This is a genomic window from Mesorhizobium sp. USDA 4413, from assembly GCF_056280365.1.
In genome coordinates this window covers 669662-685819 of the sequence record NZ_JBVPRP010000001.1, presented here as the reverse complement: position 1 = coordinate 685819, position 16158 = coordinate 669662, and the positions used below count along the sequence as shown (strand labels likewise).

The 16158-nt window shown below is 59.1% G+C and carries 16 protein-coding genes; 6 read left to right on the top strand and 10 right to left on the bottom strand.

Annotated features, from left to right (window positions below; genetic code table 11):
- The first annotated feature begins 19 nt into the window (after positions 1–19).
- Positions 20–1021, top strand: a complete 1002-nt coding sequence (locus ACVMIM_RS03495) for a LacI family DNA-binding transcriptional regulator (protein WP_476110448.1) — start codon at positions 20–22, stop codon at positions 1019–1021.
- An 82-nt stretch (positions 1022–1103) separates the two neighbouring features.
- On the opposite strand, the gene ACVMIM_RS03490 is transcribed toward ACVMIM_RS03495, so the two are convergent.
- Both ACVMIM_RS03490 and rocF read right to left on the bottom strand, forming a co-directional pair.
- A complete protein-coding gene (locus ACVMIM_RS03490; protein WP_476110446.1) occupies positions 1104–2162 on the bottom strand; it encodes an ornithine cyclodeaminase in 1059 nt (352 codons plus the stop codon).
- 2 nt (positions 2163–2164) lie between these two features.
- Positions 2165–3097 (bottom strand): arginase, encoded by a 933-nt coding sequence (rocF, locus tag ACVMIM_RS03485; RefSeq protein WP_476110444.1) that lies wholly within the window; start codon positions 3095–3097, stop codon positions 2165–2167.
- A gap of 130 nt (positions 3098–3227) precedes the next feature.
- Between rocF and ACVMIM_RS03480 the strand changes: the two genes are divergently transcribed.
- A complete protein-coding gene (locus ACVMIM_RS03480; protein ID WP_476117087.1) occupies positions 3228–3668 on the top strand; it encodes an Lrp/AsnC family transcriptional regulator in 441 nt (146 codons plus the stop codon).
- Positions 3669–3832: 164 nt separating this feature from the next.
- On the opposite strand, the gene ACVMIM_RS03475 is transcribed toward ACVMIM_RS03480, so the two are convergent.
- From ACVMIM_RS03475 to ACVMIM_RS03440, 8 genes are all read right to left on the bottom strand, one after another.
- Complete coding sequence (locus ACVMIM_RS03475; RefSeq protein WP_476110442.1) at positions 3833–4045, bottom strand: hypothetical protein; 213 nt, start codon at positions 4043–4045, stop codon at positions 3833–3835.
- 870 nt (positions 4046–4915) lie between these two features.
- Positions 4916–5479, bottom strand: coding sequence for a hypothetical protein (locus ACVMIM_RS03470; RefSeq protein WP_476110440.1), 564 nt, complete (start codon positions 5477–5479; stop codon positions 4916–4918).
- A gap of 8 nt (positions 5480–5487) precedes the next feature.
- Positions 5488–6792, bottom strand: a complete 1305-nt coding sequence (locus ACVMIM_RS03465) for a caspase family protein (protein WP_476110438.1) — start codon at positions 6790–6792, stop codon at positions 5488–5490.
- A gap of 13 nt (positions 6793–6805) precedes the next feature.
- Complete coding sequence (locus tag ACVMIM_RS03460; RefSeq protein WP_476110436.1) at positions 6806–7516, bottom strand: CHAP domain-containing protein; 711 nt, start codon at positions 7514–7516, stop codon at positions 6806–6808.
- Positions 7517–7740: 224 nt separating this feature from the next.
- Entirely contained in the window at positions 7741–9060 is a 1320-nt protein-coding gene (locus tag ACVMIM_RS03455; protein WP_476110434.1) for a hypothetical protein, read from the bottom strand.
- 171 nt (positions 9061–9231) lie between these two features.
- Positions 9232–9657, bottom strand: a complete 426-nt coding sequence (locus tag ACVMIM_RS03450) for a very short patch repair endonuclease (protein ID WP_476110432.1) — start codon at positions 9655–9657, stop codon at positions 9232–9234.
- A 16-nt stretch (positions 9658–9673) separates the two neighbouring features.
- Positions 9674–11074, bottom strand: coding sequence for a DEAD/DEAH box helicase (locus ACVMIM_RS03445; RefSeq protein ID WP_476110430.1), 1401 nt, complete (start codon positions 11072–11074; stop codon positions 9674–9676).
- 10 nt (positions 11075–11084) lie between these two features.
- A complete protein-coding gene (locus ACVMIM_RS03440; protein ID WP_476110428.1) occupies positions 11085–12320 on the bottom strand; it encodes a hypothetical protein in 1236 nt (411 codons plus the stop codon).
- 179 nt (positions 12321–12499) lie between these two features.
- Between ACVMIM_RS03440 and ACVMIM_RS03435 the strand changes: the two genes are divergently transcribed.
- From ACVMIM_RS03435 to ACVMIM_RS03420, 4 genes are all read left to right on the top strand, one after another.
- Positions 12500–13759 carry a DNA cytosine methyltransferase gene (locus ACVMIM_RS03435; RefSeq protein WP_476110426.1) on the top strand — a complete coding sequence of 420 codons (1260 nt, stop codon included), beginning with the start codon at positions 12500–12502 and terminating at the stop codon, positions 13757–13759.
- Between the two features lie 78 nt (positions 13760–13837).
- On the top strand, positions 13838–14638 hold the full coding sequence (locus tag ACVMIM_RS03430) for a GIY-YIG nuclease family protein (protein ID WP_476110425.1): 801 nt from the start codon (positions 13838–13840) through the stop codon (positions 14636–14638).
- Positions 14639–15203: 565 nt separating this feature from the next.
- The gene (locus tag ACVMIM_RS03425; RefSeq protein WP_476110423.1) at positions 15204–15437 is read left to right on the top strand and encodes a hypothetical protein; all 234 of its coding nucleotides are present in this window, start codon (positions 15204–15206) and stop codon (positions 15435–15437) included.
- 190 nt (positions 15438–15627) lie between these two features.
- Positions 15628–16158 (top strand): bifunctional DNA primase/polymerase, encoded by a 531-nt coding sequence (locus ACVMIM_RS03420; protein ID WP_476117085.1) that lies wholly within the window; start codon positions 15628–15630, stop codon positions 16156–16158.

Below are 16158 nucleotides of genomic sequence, written 5' to 3'. Positions count from 1 at the left end.
ACCTCGGGGAACCAGGGCCATGACGACCATTGCCGATGTCGCGCGCCAAGCGGGGGTGTCCGTCGCCACCGTCTCGCATGTTATGAACCGCACGCGCCATGTCGAGCCGGAAACCGCCGAGCGCGTGCGCGCCGCGATCGCGGCGCTGCGCTACAGCCCGAACTCGGTGGCGCGAAGCCTCAGGCGCGGCGAGACCAAGACCATCGGCCTGCTTCTCCCCGACAATTCCAATCCTTTCTTCGCCAGCGTCGCCCGGCAGATCGAGGATGCCGGCTTCGTTTCCGGCTATACGGTGATCCTGTGCAACTCCGACGGCAATGCCGAGAAGGAGGAGCGCTATCTCTCGGTGCTGATGGCCAAACAGATCGACGGGCTGATCTTCGCCGGCTCGTCCGACCATGCGCGCGTGTTCGCGCGCCTCCTGCCCAGCGTGCCCGCGGTGCTGCTCGACCGCGAGATCCAGTCGGTCAACGTCGATTCGGTGCTGGTCGACCACGAGCATGGCGGCTATCTCGCCGGCAAATACCTGGCCGGTCTCGGCCACGAGAAGATCGGCGTCATCGGCGGCCCGCGCGATTCGAGCTCCAGTCCCGCCCGCCTGCGCGGCTTCGCGCGCGCGCTCAAAGAGGCAGGCCTTGAGCTGCCGTCCTCGTCGACCGTCGATTCCGACTATCATTTCGCCGGCGGCCGCCTGGCGATGGAGCAGCTGATTGCGCAGGCGCCTGAAACCACGGCGGTATTCGCCTGCAACGACCTGATGGCGATGGGCGCCGTCACCGCGCTGCGCTCGCGCGGGTTGCGGGTTCCCGACGACATCTCGATGGTCGGCTTCGACGACATCCCCTACGCCGTTACCACCTGGCCGCCGCTGACGACGATCGCGCAGCCGGTGGAAAAGATCGGCACGCGGGCCGTGAGCCTGCTGCTCGAGAGGCTGGGCGAGCCGGCGGCACCCTCAAGGCGCGAGGTGCTGGCGCCGGTGCTGGTTGAACGGGAAAGCTGCGCGGCGCGGCGGCAGTAGGTGCCAGCATCATCAACGCAGGCGCCGCCCGTCATCCGCCCTTCGGGCACCTTCTCCCCGTGAAACGGGGAGAAGGGAAGGCTCACGCAGCCGGCTGCATGGCCGCCCTCTCCAGCATGCCGAACAGGTCGCGCGGCTCGTCGGGGTCGGCGAGCAGGTCGAGCTCTTCATAGAGGCCGGTGGCCTGGAGCTGGTCGCGGACGTAGCGCAGCGCGGAAAAATCCTCGGTGGCGAAGCCGACGGAATCGAACAGCGTGATCTGTTCCGGCGCCTTGCGGCCGGGCGCCTGGCCGGTCAGCACCTGCCACAGCTCGGTCACCGGATGGTCGGCGTCGAGCTGCTGGATCTCGCCCTCGATGCGCGTCTGCGGCGGGAACTCGACGAAGATGTCGGAGCGCAACAGGATGTCGCGGTGCAGCTCCGTCTTGCCCGGGCAGTCGCCGCCGACCGCGTTGATGTGGACGCCGGAGCCGACCATGTTGTCGGTGAGGATCGTGGCGTACTGCTTGTCGGCCGTCACCGTGGTGATGATGTCGACGCCTTCCACCGCGTCCTGCCCGGTCGCGCAGATGGTGATGTCGAAGCCTTTGCCGGCGAGGTTGCGGGCGCATTTCTCGGAGGCCTGGCGGTCGATGTCGTAGAGCCGCAGCCGGTCGATGCCGAGCAAGGCCTTGAAGGCGATGGCCTGGAACTCGGACTGGGCGCCGTTGCCGATGATGGCCATGGCGCGCGAGCCCTTGGGCGCCAGGTATTTTGCCGCTACCGCCGAGGTGGCGGCGGTACGCAGCGCCGTCAGGATCGTCATTTCGGTGAGCAGCATCGGATAGCCGGAGCCGACATCGGCGAGCACGCCGAAGGCGGTGACGGTCTGGCGCCCCTCGCGCATGTTCTTCGGATGGCCGTTGACATATTTGAAGCCGTACATCTTGCCGTCGCTGGTCGGCATCAGCTCGATGACGCCGTCATGGCTGTGCGAGGCGACGCGCGGCGTCTTGTCGAACAGCTCCCAGCGGCGGAAATCCTCCTCGATATAGGCGGCGAGCTCGGTGAGGAAACGCTCGACGCCGATGGCGAGCACGAGCTTCATCATGCGGTCGACGCTGACGAAGGGAACGATGGCGAGGCGCGAAGGCTGGGTCATGGTCAGAGGCTTCCGGAATGGCTGCGGGTCGGGCGGTCCATGATGCGGCGGCCCATCAGGCTGGCGGTGAGGTCGACCATCAGGATGGCGGTGCGGCCGCGCTCGTCGAGGAACGGGTTCAATTCGACAAGGTCGAGGCTGGAGACCAGGCCTGAGTCGGACAGCATCTCCATCACCAGATGCGCCTCGCGGAACGTGGCGCCGCCGGGCACGGTGGTGCCCACGGCCGGCGCGATCGACGGGTCGAGGAAATCGACGTCGAGGCTGACATGCAGGAGCCCGTTCTCCTTCTCGACACGGGCGAGAAAGGCGCGCAGCAAGGGCGCGATGCCGTGCTCGTCGATGGCGCGCATGTCATGCACGGTGACGCCGGCTTCGGTAAGCGCGCGGCGCTCGGCCGGATCGACGCTGCGCAGGCCGATGGCGCAGATACGGGCCGGGTCGACCGCCTGCGGCAGATCCGGGAAATACCCCTTGAAGCCGGCCTGTCCGCTCGCATAGGCGAGCGGCACACCGTGCAGATTGCCGCTGGTGGTGGTGTCGAGCGTGTGGAAATCGGGATGCGCGTCGAGCCACAGCACGAAGAGCGGCCGGCCGCGCTCGGCGGCGCGGCGCGCCACGCCCGACACCGTGCCGGCGGAGATCGAATGGTCGCCGCCGAGGAAAATCGGCATGGCGTCCCTGGAAGCGGCGTAGGCGGTCTCGGCGATCGCCGCCGTCCAGGCGGAAATCTCGGGCAGCGCCTTCAGCGCGAGATTGCCGTGCACCACCGGGCGCGCCACGGCCTTCTCGACCGCGCCCCAATCCTCGACCTCGTGGCCGAGCTCGGCCAGCACCGAGACCAGTCCCGCCGTGCGCAGCGCGCTCGGCCCCATTTCGCATCCCATCCTGCCCGCGCCGTCCTGCACCGGCGCACCGACGATCCTGCAGCGCATGATTGTCTCATCCTCGCGATTGATCGTCTCGATTGGATCACCGACCGCTGGCGGTTTGAACAGGCGAAATTGGCATTTCGGGAAGATTGATTTATCATTCTGGGCAAACACTTTGATCGAACTGGCAATCATGGACGCGCTCGACGAAAGGCTGGTCACGCTTCTGAGGCACGATGCGCGGCGCAGCGTCTCCGACCTTGCGGTCGATCTCGGCGTCTCGCGCGCCACGGTCCGGGCGCGCATGGAGCGGCTGGAGAAATCCGGCGAGATCATCGGCTACACGGTGGTGCTGCGCGCCGACGCGGTCGATCAGAAGATACGCGGCGTGATGATGATCGAGATCGAGGGCCACGCCGCCGATCGCGTTGTCAAGGCGCTGGGCGGCCTCGCCGAGGTCTCGACCATTCATACCACCAATGGGCGCTGGGACCTGGTGGTGGAACTCGGCACCGCCACGCTGACGGATTTCGACGCGGTGCTGCGCCGCATCCGGCTGATCCCCGGCATAACGGGCAGCGAAACGAGCCTCTTGCTGGCGACGCCGCGGACGACGAGGGCAAGGCTGTCGTAGTTGCGGGTCCGCTTTCAACCCGGACGGCAACGCGGGAACACTTTTCAGGGTAAAGACATGCGCAAAATCAAAAGCCTAAAGCGCGGGGAGCGAATCTGAAAGATCGCGACGCGCTTTAGGCAGGTCTGATCACACCGGCGGCAGCATTGGACGAGCGAATATCGTCAGCCGTTCGGATAGTAGCCGCCGTCGGCGCCGCCGCCCATGTAGGTACCTTGGCCGGTGGCATTCTGAAGCCGCTGATCCAGATCATTGATCTGGCCCATCACCGAACGGCCTCCGGTCGGCCGGATTGCATCCGCCTGCCGCATCAGGTCGCGGGCCTGATCCTCAGAGATATTGCCGACCTCCCTGGCCTCACGGATACCCTGTTTCACGCCGTCGCGGCTCTGGCTTCCGGGTCCACCGGCACCGACGCCGTGGTCATGGTGTCGACCTGTCCCCTATGGTGGCGGTGCACGGCATAGGCGCTCGACAGCGGGATGGCCGCGAAAATCGAGGCGGCCGCGATGATTTTGGGATGAAAGAACGCATGATGACATCTCCTCTGAAGCGGTCAAACCGCTTTTCCGAACGGGCCGTCCGGTCGCGTCGTGTCGCGGTGCAGGCCATTCACCGCCGGCGGTTCTCGGCCCAGGGAGGAAATGTAGAAGCCGGCGCAACGTTGGAATGGCGTGGCACGCAAACGTTATCCGATGTGATCTGCGGTTGAATCGCGGCGCCGCAATCCGCGTCCTCATGCGAACGGGACTGCTAATCGCCCGCCGGCCCGCCGATACCGGCATTGGCGCATGGCGCCGCCGGCCCTCGCCGGTCGCTCGGGTGCACCTCCGGGGCTCTGCCCGGCGAGGCCTGTCTGCAGGCCTAAACGCGAAAAAGCCGCGGCGAACCGCGGCTTTTCGTTTGCTTGATCCTCAGTGAGGAAACTGGAGCGGGTGAGGCGATTCGAACGCCCGACCCCAACCTTGGCAAGGCAAAAATTACGCCGTCACGCGGGTTCAAAGCAGTACCCTGGATTGCCCTCGAATGCACGCCCGAACGGGATCCCCCCTTATAGCCGTTTCGACTCAGAACAACTCCGATGGACTCTGGCGAAATTTCGTGCACGCTAGAAACTGTAACCGCGTGGTGACCTGACAGCTCCGGCGTTACCGGTTTGCTGAGCCCGAAGGCAGGCACAGAGCCCCACACAACTCAACGCGTTGTCCGATGGAGGGGGTACAGCAGAGGGGAAATCCGTCGCCACATCATAGCTTAACCGTAAAAATGGTTTCCCTGGCGCTGTAGCCAGGTGGATCACCCGTACAAGGGCTGTGACTAGAATTCCCAAACATCCATCGTCCGTTGCCGAGCTGGTTCCAGCATATATGCACGTGACTGGTAGGATCAAAGAAATCCTTTGGGCCGAGCATCTGAATATGCAACTGATTTCCGTGGGGCGCCCAACCAAGTTTGTTCAGCGAAACCGCTTGACCAGAAATATCCCTAGTGATTCCGTAGGCTATCAATAGGTCGTGGTCCCAGCCGGCAACGAACCCGATCACATCTGGTGAAGAGAAAACGTCATCGCACGATACGTCAGCTGGCTTTCCGCCGTAAAGGTCATTGAGTTCAGCACGGCCTATGAAAGCGACCACAGTGTTGTAGTACAACAGCAGGTACTCGTCCGAACCTTTGATCAGCTCAAACTTTCGATCATTCACTGGACAACTTATTTGTGCCGCTAGGCCCAAATCGGGATATACACCAAGCAGGAATAGCAAAGCACCTACTGCGGCAAAGTAGGAGCCAAAAGGCCTCGACCACAACATGTTAGTTCTCATAGCCAGTATTCCACCAATCCGTGCTCACCAAGAACATCCCGAGGTTCTTCCATCTGCGCAGTCACGCCCAGTGTAGCCCGCAGTATGTCTCTAACCGCATTAGCGGCACGCAGGTCGCCCGGGTTGTAAAACCGCACAACGTTCACCTGATCCGGTTTTGCGGTCCCCGAGTTGTCAGATGGCACGATAGCTCTTGTAAGTATGCCGTACTTCGCGAGCTCGGCCTTGACAGCGTTGGCGCGGTCTACATCCTTGCCGCGCACGTGGATCACCACGATCAACTGGGAGGCCAGTTCAGCAGGAATGTCTATTTGGATGCTCGGGTTCGTTTTTGAAGGCTCGCTGTCAGCAGGAAAAACAGGAACATCGCGGTTTATGCGGCCGAAGATAAAGTCACCACTGTTCTTCTTCTCAAGCTCCGCGTGGTCCGGCCTTTGGCCAGGGCTTTGCGTCGGAAGCTCATTAACCATGTATGACATCATCTCCGAGCCAGTTACGTAGTTGTCTTTGCTACCGCCGTCGGCTAGCGCCATCCCTTTGACAAGCAATTGCGAGAAAATTCCGTTCGCTGGAACATCATCCCCCACGCTGCCGGCCGTTAATATTTGCCTCGACCTATTTAGAATTCCGCTACTGAGTATGTATCCCGATCTATTGGGGCTAATGTCGCTAAGAGTGGCAATGATGTTGCCTGACTGACACGCCTCCAAGGCAAAGAAGGCATGCCTTACTTGGATCTCGCCGGCCAGCTCCAGCAGCCGGTTGATCGGAAAAGCTGTTCTGTAGAATCCTTCTTCGTCTTTAACCGGGTTCGGAGCGTCTACAGGCACCAGAAAGGTTTGTGGCGGCTGCTGATCTCCATCTTGGCCTATCTTTTTTCCATGCCCGAAATAATATAGGAAGAACCGCGACTCGCGGACAAAACCCAAGTTGTTTCTGATGTCTTCAATTGTTCGGAATAGATCGCTAGAACCGAGATTTCTCCATACAAAAACCTTGAAGCCACGTTCCTCCAAAGCGGTGCGAAGGTCCTCTTCGTTGTGGTTCGCCTGTTCTACAACGGGATCCCAAGGCGCGCCTTGGTAGGCGCCTTCCATGATAAGGACGGCGTTGCTGGCCGAGTAAAGTTCCCTAACGTGGCCGTCGGCATCGGGAATTTTGAACGAGGAATCGTTTTGAGGGCTCTCGTAGGCTGGAGGGACGGCCCATTTCGCCGACTCGGCACGGCTCCCAGTGAGTGTAGTCGCGACAATGGTCGCCGAAAGAACCGCGATCGGCCTGATCCAAAGAGGTACCAACACGGCGCCGTGTCCCTTATTCGCGCTGAAGCCCTTTTACGGTAGCAATTCGAACCAACTGTAAGTCCACGTCAATCCGCATCGTCTTTTCTTGTATTATATGGTTCTTGCCCGCAATTTGATTGCCGCCGATTACCTCAATTGAGGCAGCTTGCTGATCGCTCACCTTTTCGAAAAGTGCAACGTGGCCATGGGCTGGGTCAGATTTGTGTTTGAAGAGCGCGATATCTCCAGTTTTGGCTTTGCCCGGAAGCTCTTGACCTAGTGTCCAAACCGTTCGGCCCCAGGTTGCGAAACTTTGTGAGCCTGCGCTTTTGGTACCTGGAATTTCAGAACGTTGGAGGCACCAGTTTAAAAAGGCCGAACACCACGCGGTAGTGTCGCCTGCGGGCTTGTCATGTGTAGCCGAGAAAAACAGCACCACAATCGGATTAGCAAAGTCGCTGTCGCGCCACGCCCTTATCCACGTCTGCGGAACGTCTCCGATAAAATAGCGTGCCACATCGATTGGCGTTTGCCCCCAGGGAGCAGAGTCGAGGATCTTGTGCGCCTCGTCCCACCGAGGATCGTCCAGGGGTAGCAACTTTGTTCCAAGGGTGGTTGGGCCGCTTCCGTTCTTCTTTACCCAGTCGGCGAGATCAGCTCGCCAATCCGGAGCACTTGCAGCCGATAGGCTTGGGCAGGCGCTGAGCCCCAGCGCTCCCAAGAGCAAAACTCTGCGGTTCATTGGATTGTTCTCCCAATGTTTGAGCAGGTTAGCATGTACTGATTTGCTACATATACGCCTGTCCTTACGCAGATGACAATGTGAAAACACACGGCTACGATTCATGAGCGAAGATCGAGACCGGTGGTGTAACTTCGGTCGCGCGGTCATACGCCTTGAAGAATCGAATGGAATCGATAGCCCTCGGGTGAGGAGGGACTGCCGAGTGTGATCCACGTTTACAGCTATGCTGGGTCTGGGACCTTGAGCCATTGCTTATAGGTGGAGGCAAGCTTGGACGGGACAGTTGATTCGTCAATCAGTTTGACGAGGCCTGTAAACCGGTCCCGGCAACTCTTGAAGTTCTTCAAGCGATTGGCCACGACACCCTTACTATCCGGCAGGCTGAGCATAATTTCGACCTCAGCCGGGGAGAATCCCTTGACGAGCTTGTGATAGCTACCAACAGCCCCATGCGAGACACCGTACTGGTTGCCGATAGCGCATGTAATGACTGCGTCCACAAATTCCTGCTGAGCGGTATCTGGGACAGCGACTTGCTCGGACAATTGAAGTAGCCTCTCAGCAAACGGCGGTTCATTGTAGAAGTTATCGAATCCTTGATGCACCGACAGTAAACGCTTAGCGGCGTGCGAGATAAGAGAGTGTATCTCATGTTCCCCGAGAAGTCCGACAATCCCGAGTTTCTCGAAAAACTGCTGCGAAGCTTTGTGGCGCTTCTCGTCTCCCTTCGCGATGTAATCATGATGCCTATTGATTAGATCAGACTTGGTTTTCGGAGTGAAATGCGTCGCCAATTCCACTGCAATGCCGAGAGCGTTGACTCTGGCCTCCTCCGGGCTGGCAGGGTCGCTGTAAATACCGTGGAGCGACCCAAAGATCAGGTTCTGCTGCGCATCATGGGTTTTTAGGATTCTATGAACCCACTGAGCTGTCTGTTCGGTCGTAAACTTCGCACCCTTAACTGCCGTTATAAATGCCGAAAGATCTACACCGACCGGATTATTGTCATAGTTAAGAGCGTATTTCGCGCACCTATTTGCAAACCCGATAAATTCATGATCATCTATCTTGCCAACGACTGGATGAGCTGCAGAAAAGTTATTACGGATGTCTCGACACTGGTCGAGGAAAAAGTAGCCATCCTCCGTTATGAGGTTCAATTTCAAGCAAAGTGAAAGGAGTTCCGCATCCTTGAGATCAAGGAGTGCAGTTTCATCAAAGCCGCTTTTTGCCGTGATTTGTGCAACGACGTTCAATCCAAAACGTCGTATCTTCTCACGAAGTTCGATAATCGAACAATTCCAAATGTAGTTTATTGCACTGTCGAACAGGCCTGCAGATACCGCCACGCACATTCGCGCCAACTGGTCAGACCGAAGTTCCACCGGAATCTTCTTGAGGACCCCAGGCAAATTGGTCCAAGCCCCATCGATTTCCTCGTCGGAAGCTAATATGTCGCGAGGAACGCCAAGGGCTTTCGTCAAGTCATTTAGAACCGGCAGCGTCTGACTGTGTACCGCCGGAAGGTTAATGTCCGCCATTTTTAGATCCCAATACCTTTTTGAAAGCCCGAAACAGCATGCGGGTTTTTTACATCTACTGACACAAGCCTCGCAGTGCGGCCAGGCAGCTAGACACCCGGCGCATCAGAGCCGAGCGCATTCGGTGGATTCGATCACCTGACAGTTGGAGCAGCGCTACAGCTCATCATCTCATCCCTCTCCGCCTAGTTCTTTAACCACCCTCTCAACGACGCACGCCAAATCGTCACCAGTGTTGATTTCGCACTCCCAGACGACCAGCACTCGCCAGCCGAGACTGCACAGCGCGGCGTCCTTCTCGGCATCACGCTTCACGTTTCGCTCCAGCTTAGGCTTCCAGTAATCCACGTTGGATTGTGGGAGCCGGCCTCCCCTGCAGTCCCGATGCTGGTGCCAGAAGCATCCGCGAACCTGTACGGCGAGCCTCGGGCGCACAAACACTATGTCCGGACGCCCGGGCAGATCAGTTCGGCAGACGCGGAACCGGAGGCCCGCTCTATGCAGCGCCGAGCGCAGGCATACCTCGGGTTCCGTGTCGCGGCCCCTGATCCGGGACATGTTCCGCGACCTTTGCTCGGTCGTGATCCTGTCAGCCACAGTTTCGCGCCTTGTGCTATTCAGTGGGAAGGCGGTTCGTTTTCAGCAACTCGCACATTTCCTCCTTGCTGAGCTGCGAGACGATGTCACCCGACCCCTGATCGCCCAATAGGCTGCGCGCCAGCGCCGACTTTCTCTCAAGTGCCGAGACGATGGCCTCCTCGATTGTGTCGGCTGCCAGCAGCCGCATATAGGTGACCGGCTCCGTTTGGCCGATTCGGTGGTTCCTGTCCTGACTCTGGGCATAATGGTCGTACCGCCAAGAGAGCGATTCGTAGATCGTGTAGCTCGCTGCGGTGAGCGTGAATCCGGTGCCCGCGGCTGCGGGATTTGCGATGAGCACGCGGATGTGCGGGTCGTTCTGGAAACTCGCGGCGATTCCCTGGCGCTCCGATGTGGGAGTTCCGCCATAGATAGCAACCGATCCCTCGATCCGCTGGAGGAGCATCTCTATCGAGCGGACGTAATTCGACCACAGGATCACCTTCCTGCCCGGCACAGAAAGGATGTCACTGATGATGCCGTCGAGCGCTTCAAACTTCGCCGGTACATTTTCCAGCTCAGGGAAGATCAGCGAAGGATTGCATGCCAGTTGGACAAGCCGGGTGAGCTTCGCAAGCGCACTCGGAGCAAACGCCCGGTATTGATCACCGCTCATTGCTTCTATTTCGCAGACCATTTTGTCGCGCATCTCATCGTATAACCGTCTTTGCCACGGCTGTAACTCGATGCGAATGTCGGCGAACGACTTGTCCGGAAGATCGAGGCACTGGTCCTTGGTGCGGCGCAGCACCAACCGGTCTATCACGTCCTTGGCAAAGGAGGCATCGGGGTCTTCTTCAAGGCGGGCAGAGAAAGACTCCAGCGACCCGAGCGAGCCGCCACCTGGTTCGATGATCTCAACCTGGGTGAAGAGATCGGTCGCCGTATTCGTGACGGGCGTGCCAGAGAGGAGCCATCTGAACGCACAGTGCGGCGCCAGAATCCTGGCGGCGGTTGATGTCAGAGAACGCCAGTTCTTGGCGGCATGGGACTCGTCCAAAACCAGCACGGTCCGCTGGCGTTGTGCGAAGGCGAGAAGTGCTGTGGTCTCTGCCCGAGCCGTTTCATAGCTGGTAATGAGGACGCGGGCACGAGATTCTCGAAAGGCGGTACGCCGCTTCTTCGGCGTCCCTTCCGCGACGTCGGCTGACACAGCCGGTGCAAATTTCGCAAACTCGGCGACCCAATTCCGCTTGAGTGAGTTGGGGCAGATCACGAGCATCCTGTCGGCGCGGCCGCCGTCGAGGACGCGTCGGAAAGACTCGATGGCGACAAAGGTCTTTCCTAGCCCCTGCTCGAAGGCGAGCAGTCCGGCGCCTCGCCCCATCAGGAAGTCGACGCCCTCGTGCTGATGCTCAAGCAGTTCAAATGTCACTGTATGCCCCTCAAATCTGATAATGCTGGCCGATCAGCCCGTCAAAGTACCGATAGGCCTCCCGGAACTCGGCGACATCGGATGGCTGGAGATCCAGCACGTCGGCCCGGCTCGCCTTGTTAAGCGTCCTAGTCGCCTTCTTAAGCGCGAGCCGATAGGGGTGAACGCCGTCGTGGACCTTGTCCTCAATCACGTCGATGGTTTGCTGGAGGATTGCAATGTCTTCATCGTCGAAACCGTCTTCCCCCCGGTCAATGGCCCGCCGGACAAGCTGCGGCATAGCGGCAATCTTCGCCTTAGGGCTGCTACTCTTATCCTGAGTCTGCTGGGCAAGCTTGTTGGCGACATGCTTCTCTCCCGACTTCAGCTGAGCCCAGGCGTCCGCATCGTCGTAGAATTCCTTCAGAAATCGTGCGTCGCGGTACTCCTTGAACACGTCGTTCCGGACCATATCGAAGACATCTTCGCGGAGTTCGTCGTATGCCTTGTTTTCAAAGTCCCGGAGCTGCGAGCCGATTACGCGCGCCTTGCTGATCTCTTCGAGGACGCTGAACTTCTCCGCGGCAAGCTTCTTCGGATTTGCGTCGTCGTCCACATGCTCCACGAACTTGAGCGCGAACTCGTACGCGCTCTTCAACCGCGCGACCCAGGACTCCGATTTGCCCATGTTTTCCGCGAGAGCCGCCTGGTTCATTAGCGGAGGATGCCCTGGGCGTCCCACGACGGTTTCATAGATGAACTTCGCCTCGATATAGCGACCCCAGTCCCTTACACCGGAGCCGCGGACATGAATGCCGGCGAGCAGGATTGCAACGTCACGTTCGCCGAAATTCTGCGGGAGAATTTTCGCCTGCACATGGCGGAAAATCCCTTGGTTCTTTCCGGTGGTGAATTTTCGGTCCAACTCCCGAAGGATGGTAACCCGAGTAGCTCCCTCCAACACTAGGTACTTCCCGGTGGCGGTGCGTTGAACGTAGATCGACTGCATTTGGCCGATCTCCTGGATCGAACGGCGCAAGCCATCGTAGCCAGGGGAAAGCCTAAGCGCCTCTTCAAGGTCCGCCTCGGACGAAAAGCCTTCCATCATGGATGTCTGTAGTCGCGGGTTGTCCGCCCACAGGGCCACCTCCTCGTGAACATCGAGCCGAATCTCTCTGAGTTCCCACTCGGTGTGTCCGATCTTCTCGTACAGTACCCTCTCGGCTTGCGGCGGAGGGACCTCAAGCTTGGCGACATTCTCAGGCATAGCGACACCCTTTCCTATCTTGCTCAGGCAAGTCGGAGCAATATCGGGAAAGTTTGGCAAGAAGTCAAGAGAGCAGCCGCCGGGGCGACTTGGCGTGCGGGCGTCGGAAACCGTATGTTCACCTTTTGTCGCTTAACCATGTATGTTAAAGCAGGCATTCCCGTCGGTTACCGCTGCCTTTGAGAGCAAGAAGCTTGAGTGAAATCAGATACACGCAGCGGAGGCGGTGGTCCGAATCAGAGGTCCGTTGCATTGACCTGTTTGCTGGCGCGGGTGGGTTAGCAGTGGGCTTTAGGTCAGCCGGCTGGGGCGTCTTAGCGGGAAATGATATCGATCCCGACGCGGCCGAAACGTTCAGGCTCAATTTCCCGGAAGCTTCGTTTTTCGAGGGGCCTGTATCAGATCTCTCTGCCAGCGATTTCCTCGACGATGGCAGACTGATCCCCGGCCAACTGGACTGCCTTGTCGGTGGGCCGCCTTGCCAGTCCTTTAGTCACAATAACCACCACAGGTCAGCCGCCGACGAACGGGCGCGTTTGTTCCAATATTACTTGGATCTGGTGGAGCGCTTAAATCCCAAAACGCTCGTCATGGAAAATGTACCCGGCATACTGTCCATCGACGCTGGGAGGGTAGTCGAGGAGATACTTAATCGACTTGGCAACCTAGGCTACGACGCCGCGGTAGCACGTCTTGCAGCCGAGGAGTACGGGACGCCCCAGCTCCGCAGACGGGTTTTCATAGTCGCCAGCAGGCTAGGTCCCGCTTCAGAGTTAATCCCCGCTCCGACTCATTGGTCGCCAACATTGGCGCAATGCGGCGGCTCGAGGGAGAGACCGGCCGGCGCAACAAGGCTACCCGTCACAGTGTGGCAAGCGATTGGCGACCTTCCAGAGATCGAGAACGGGGGTGGCAGTCATGCTGCGTCTCGGTTGGGCGCAGCCCAACCCAAATCGAAGTATCAGCGCGAAGCGCGCCGCGGGTCATCCGAACTCTACAATCACATCTGCCATAAGCTGGCTGAGGTGAATCTAAGTCGGATTGTTCATGTGCCGGAGGGAGGCAACTGGCGCGACGTGCCTCGCGAGCTTCTCCCTGCGGGTATGCAAAGGGCCAGACTTCAAGATCACACAAAGCGATACGGACGGTTGGCGCGGGACGGGTTTGCGTCGACGATCCTAACGAAATGTGATCCTCATTGGGGCGCATACGTTCATCCGACGCAAGATCGAACCATTTCCGTGAGGGAGGCCGCCAGGCTTCAAGGTTTCCCGGACTGGTTCAGGTTCGCGGGGGAACATCTCAGCAAGCAATACGCTCAAGTCGGTAATGCCGTGCCTGTACAAGTAGCCCAGGCAATCGCTGCAGCTGTGCTGATGCACGTCCGCCGCTGGAGCGTTAAAGGCTACCGGAAACCAAGACTGAAACAAGCCGCATAAATCTTTTAAAAGGCGCCCATCTCCTAGGATCAGCAGGGACAATGTTGTCGGAAGTGGCGCAGCCATTAAGGACTGGAAGTGCCCGATTTCATCGTTGGCGAGCACTATACGCGTGAGCAAGTCGGCCAGATTGTACGGCTGTCGGAGCGCGATCGTTCCGGCGGCTCTTGGATGACCGGCTACACTGATTGGAATGGAGCGACCTACGTCTTCACAAACGTTGGCGTGCCTGGTCGAACTGGGCATGATTACGCGAACCGTTGGGTCGGCAAGAACCTAATCTGGTACGGCAAGACCAATTCACATCGCGGCCAGCCTCAAATCGACCGGATGATATCCAACACGCGACCTGTCCATCTTTTCTGGCGTGCGCAGGATCGCTCGCCTTTCACATACGCTGGTGACGCAACAGCGGTTGAAGCAAACACTGAAACGCCGATCCAGATCGTCTGGTCGTTCGACGACTTCACGTCTGGTTCCCGAGTCGACATTGAACTGCAAAATGGGCCTAAGTGGCAGCGAGGGCCACCGCCGACAGATGGGGGCGTTTGGATCGAAAGAGTCGATGGCCCCACTGACGTCTATCTTTTTCGCGCGACCGGCAGGGTGGATGCGCTGTTCGACTTACCGGCAGGACACGTGCTCATTAAGGTCGGTATGTCGAACAATCCTGAGAGAAGGCTCGCGGAGCTGAACGCCGGTTTTCCTCCGGGCTCAAAGGTGAAATGGAGCCAAGTGTCCGTTCGCCACTTTGCGGATGGAAGCCGGGCCTGGCGGTTTGAGGGGGAGCGGTTGGAGCGCTTGAGACTAGACCGTTATTGGCGAGGCGGAGAGTTCGCGGTTGTCCCGGAAGCGATACTGCCGGATTTCCTGAGCTGACCAGCCGCGCCAATCATACCGCTCGGGTGGTCCCGAGCCCTGTTTCGACAGAGTGGGTGTCGATCTGCTGAATTATCGAGAAGCAGCTTCTCCCCGCGCGTGCGCCCGATACTCCATGCCCCGCCGTGCCTCGCTACGCACATACCCCGTCTTTCAGCGGCGGCGCAGCTACGCGGGCGCGCGACCCCTTCGTCGTGATTTGCAGCAACTAAACTCCAAAGACCTTCGCTATATAGTGTGGACAAGCGCAGTCCGATTCGCTACATGTGGGGCTGCAATCGAAACCAAGCGTTGCACCGCGCGCAGTCAAGGCTGCCATGTAACCGCGGTCCCTCCAGACGCAACAACCGATGCGCAATTGGCTGAAGCCGTTCCGCTAGGTTGATAAGTTCTGGGTAGGGTGAGCAACTCTGCTCTGTGGCTGCCCTGACAAGCCGCAAAAAGACCTCTCGGACCGTAAGGCTGGCGGTTGCATTTTCACCCCGAATTTTCAACGGGGCGAGGATGCACTGCGCAACTCATCCTATGCAGTTGGCTGTCGTCTCGCCTCCATTAGGAGACGAACATGAAAGCATTATTCAAGCTGCCTGGTCCGTATCACGCACCAAGCACTCCCGCCGAGAGGTTGCTCACCATCCACGAGGCCGCCGACGCGATCGGCGCCAAGTACTGGCAAGTGCAACGTGCAGTGCGGCGCGCGAGTATACCGAGCTACACGCCGTTCAATTCTCGACCCCTGGTCAAACTGAGCGAGGTGGTGGCTTACATCGACTCCTGCCGCCAGGGAGGCGTGCAGTGAAAAACGAACGCCAACTAGAACTGAAATTCGACGACCCGGTAGAGTATCTGACAATATCAACTTACCGACATGCGCCACTGCAGGCTGGCTACCATGAAATCCCAATCAGGGGTTTGGAAGTTGCGGTAGTCGTCAATACCGGATCGCATGGCCCATTTCTCCAGATTACCGTTGGGAGGTGGCGCGCGTGATGGTGACCCAATCGGAACGCATCTTCGGGGAACTTGCGCCGCTCTACCGCAAGGCGGGATTCTGGCCTCGGCCAGTGCGCCCAGATACGAAAACCTGTCCTATTAAGAGGTGGAACGTCCCCGACCCCGAGCGAAAACTCGGGGAACTGGACGGCTGGACCGAACAGTTCGGCAATTGGGGGATCGGACTTGTCCTAGGTTCGCCATTCCCCGACGAGACGAGACTGGCGGCCGTGGACATCGACCGCGACGACTATGTGCGCGTCACGCAGGCACTTCTGCGCAACCCGCCCTGCGGGCGGATAGGCGCGAAGGGAATCGCCTATCCCGTACGCCTGCGCGGAGACGGCAAATACCGTGCTCTGAAGGTCAAGGGCGAGGGCGGAGCAAAGATTGGCGAAATCCTTGCCGATAACCGTTTCCTTGTCCTGCCGCCGACCATCCACCCCGAGACAAAGCAACCCTATCGCTGGGTAGGCCGACCTCTGCTTGAGGTCGACTACCGCGAACTCCCTGTCATTGAGGCATAA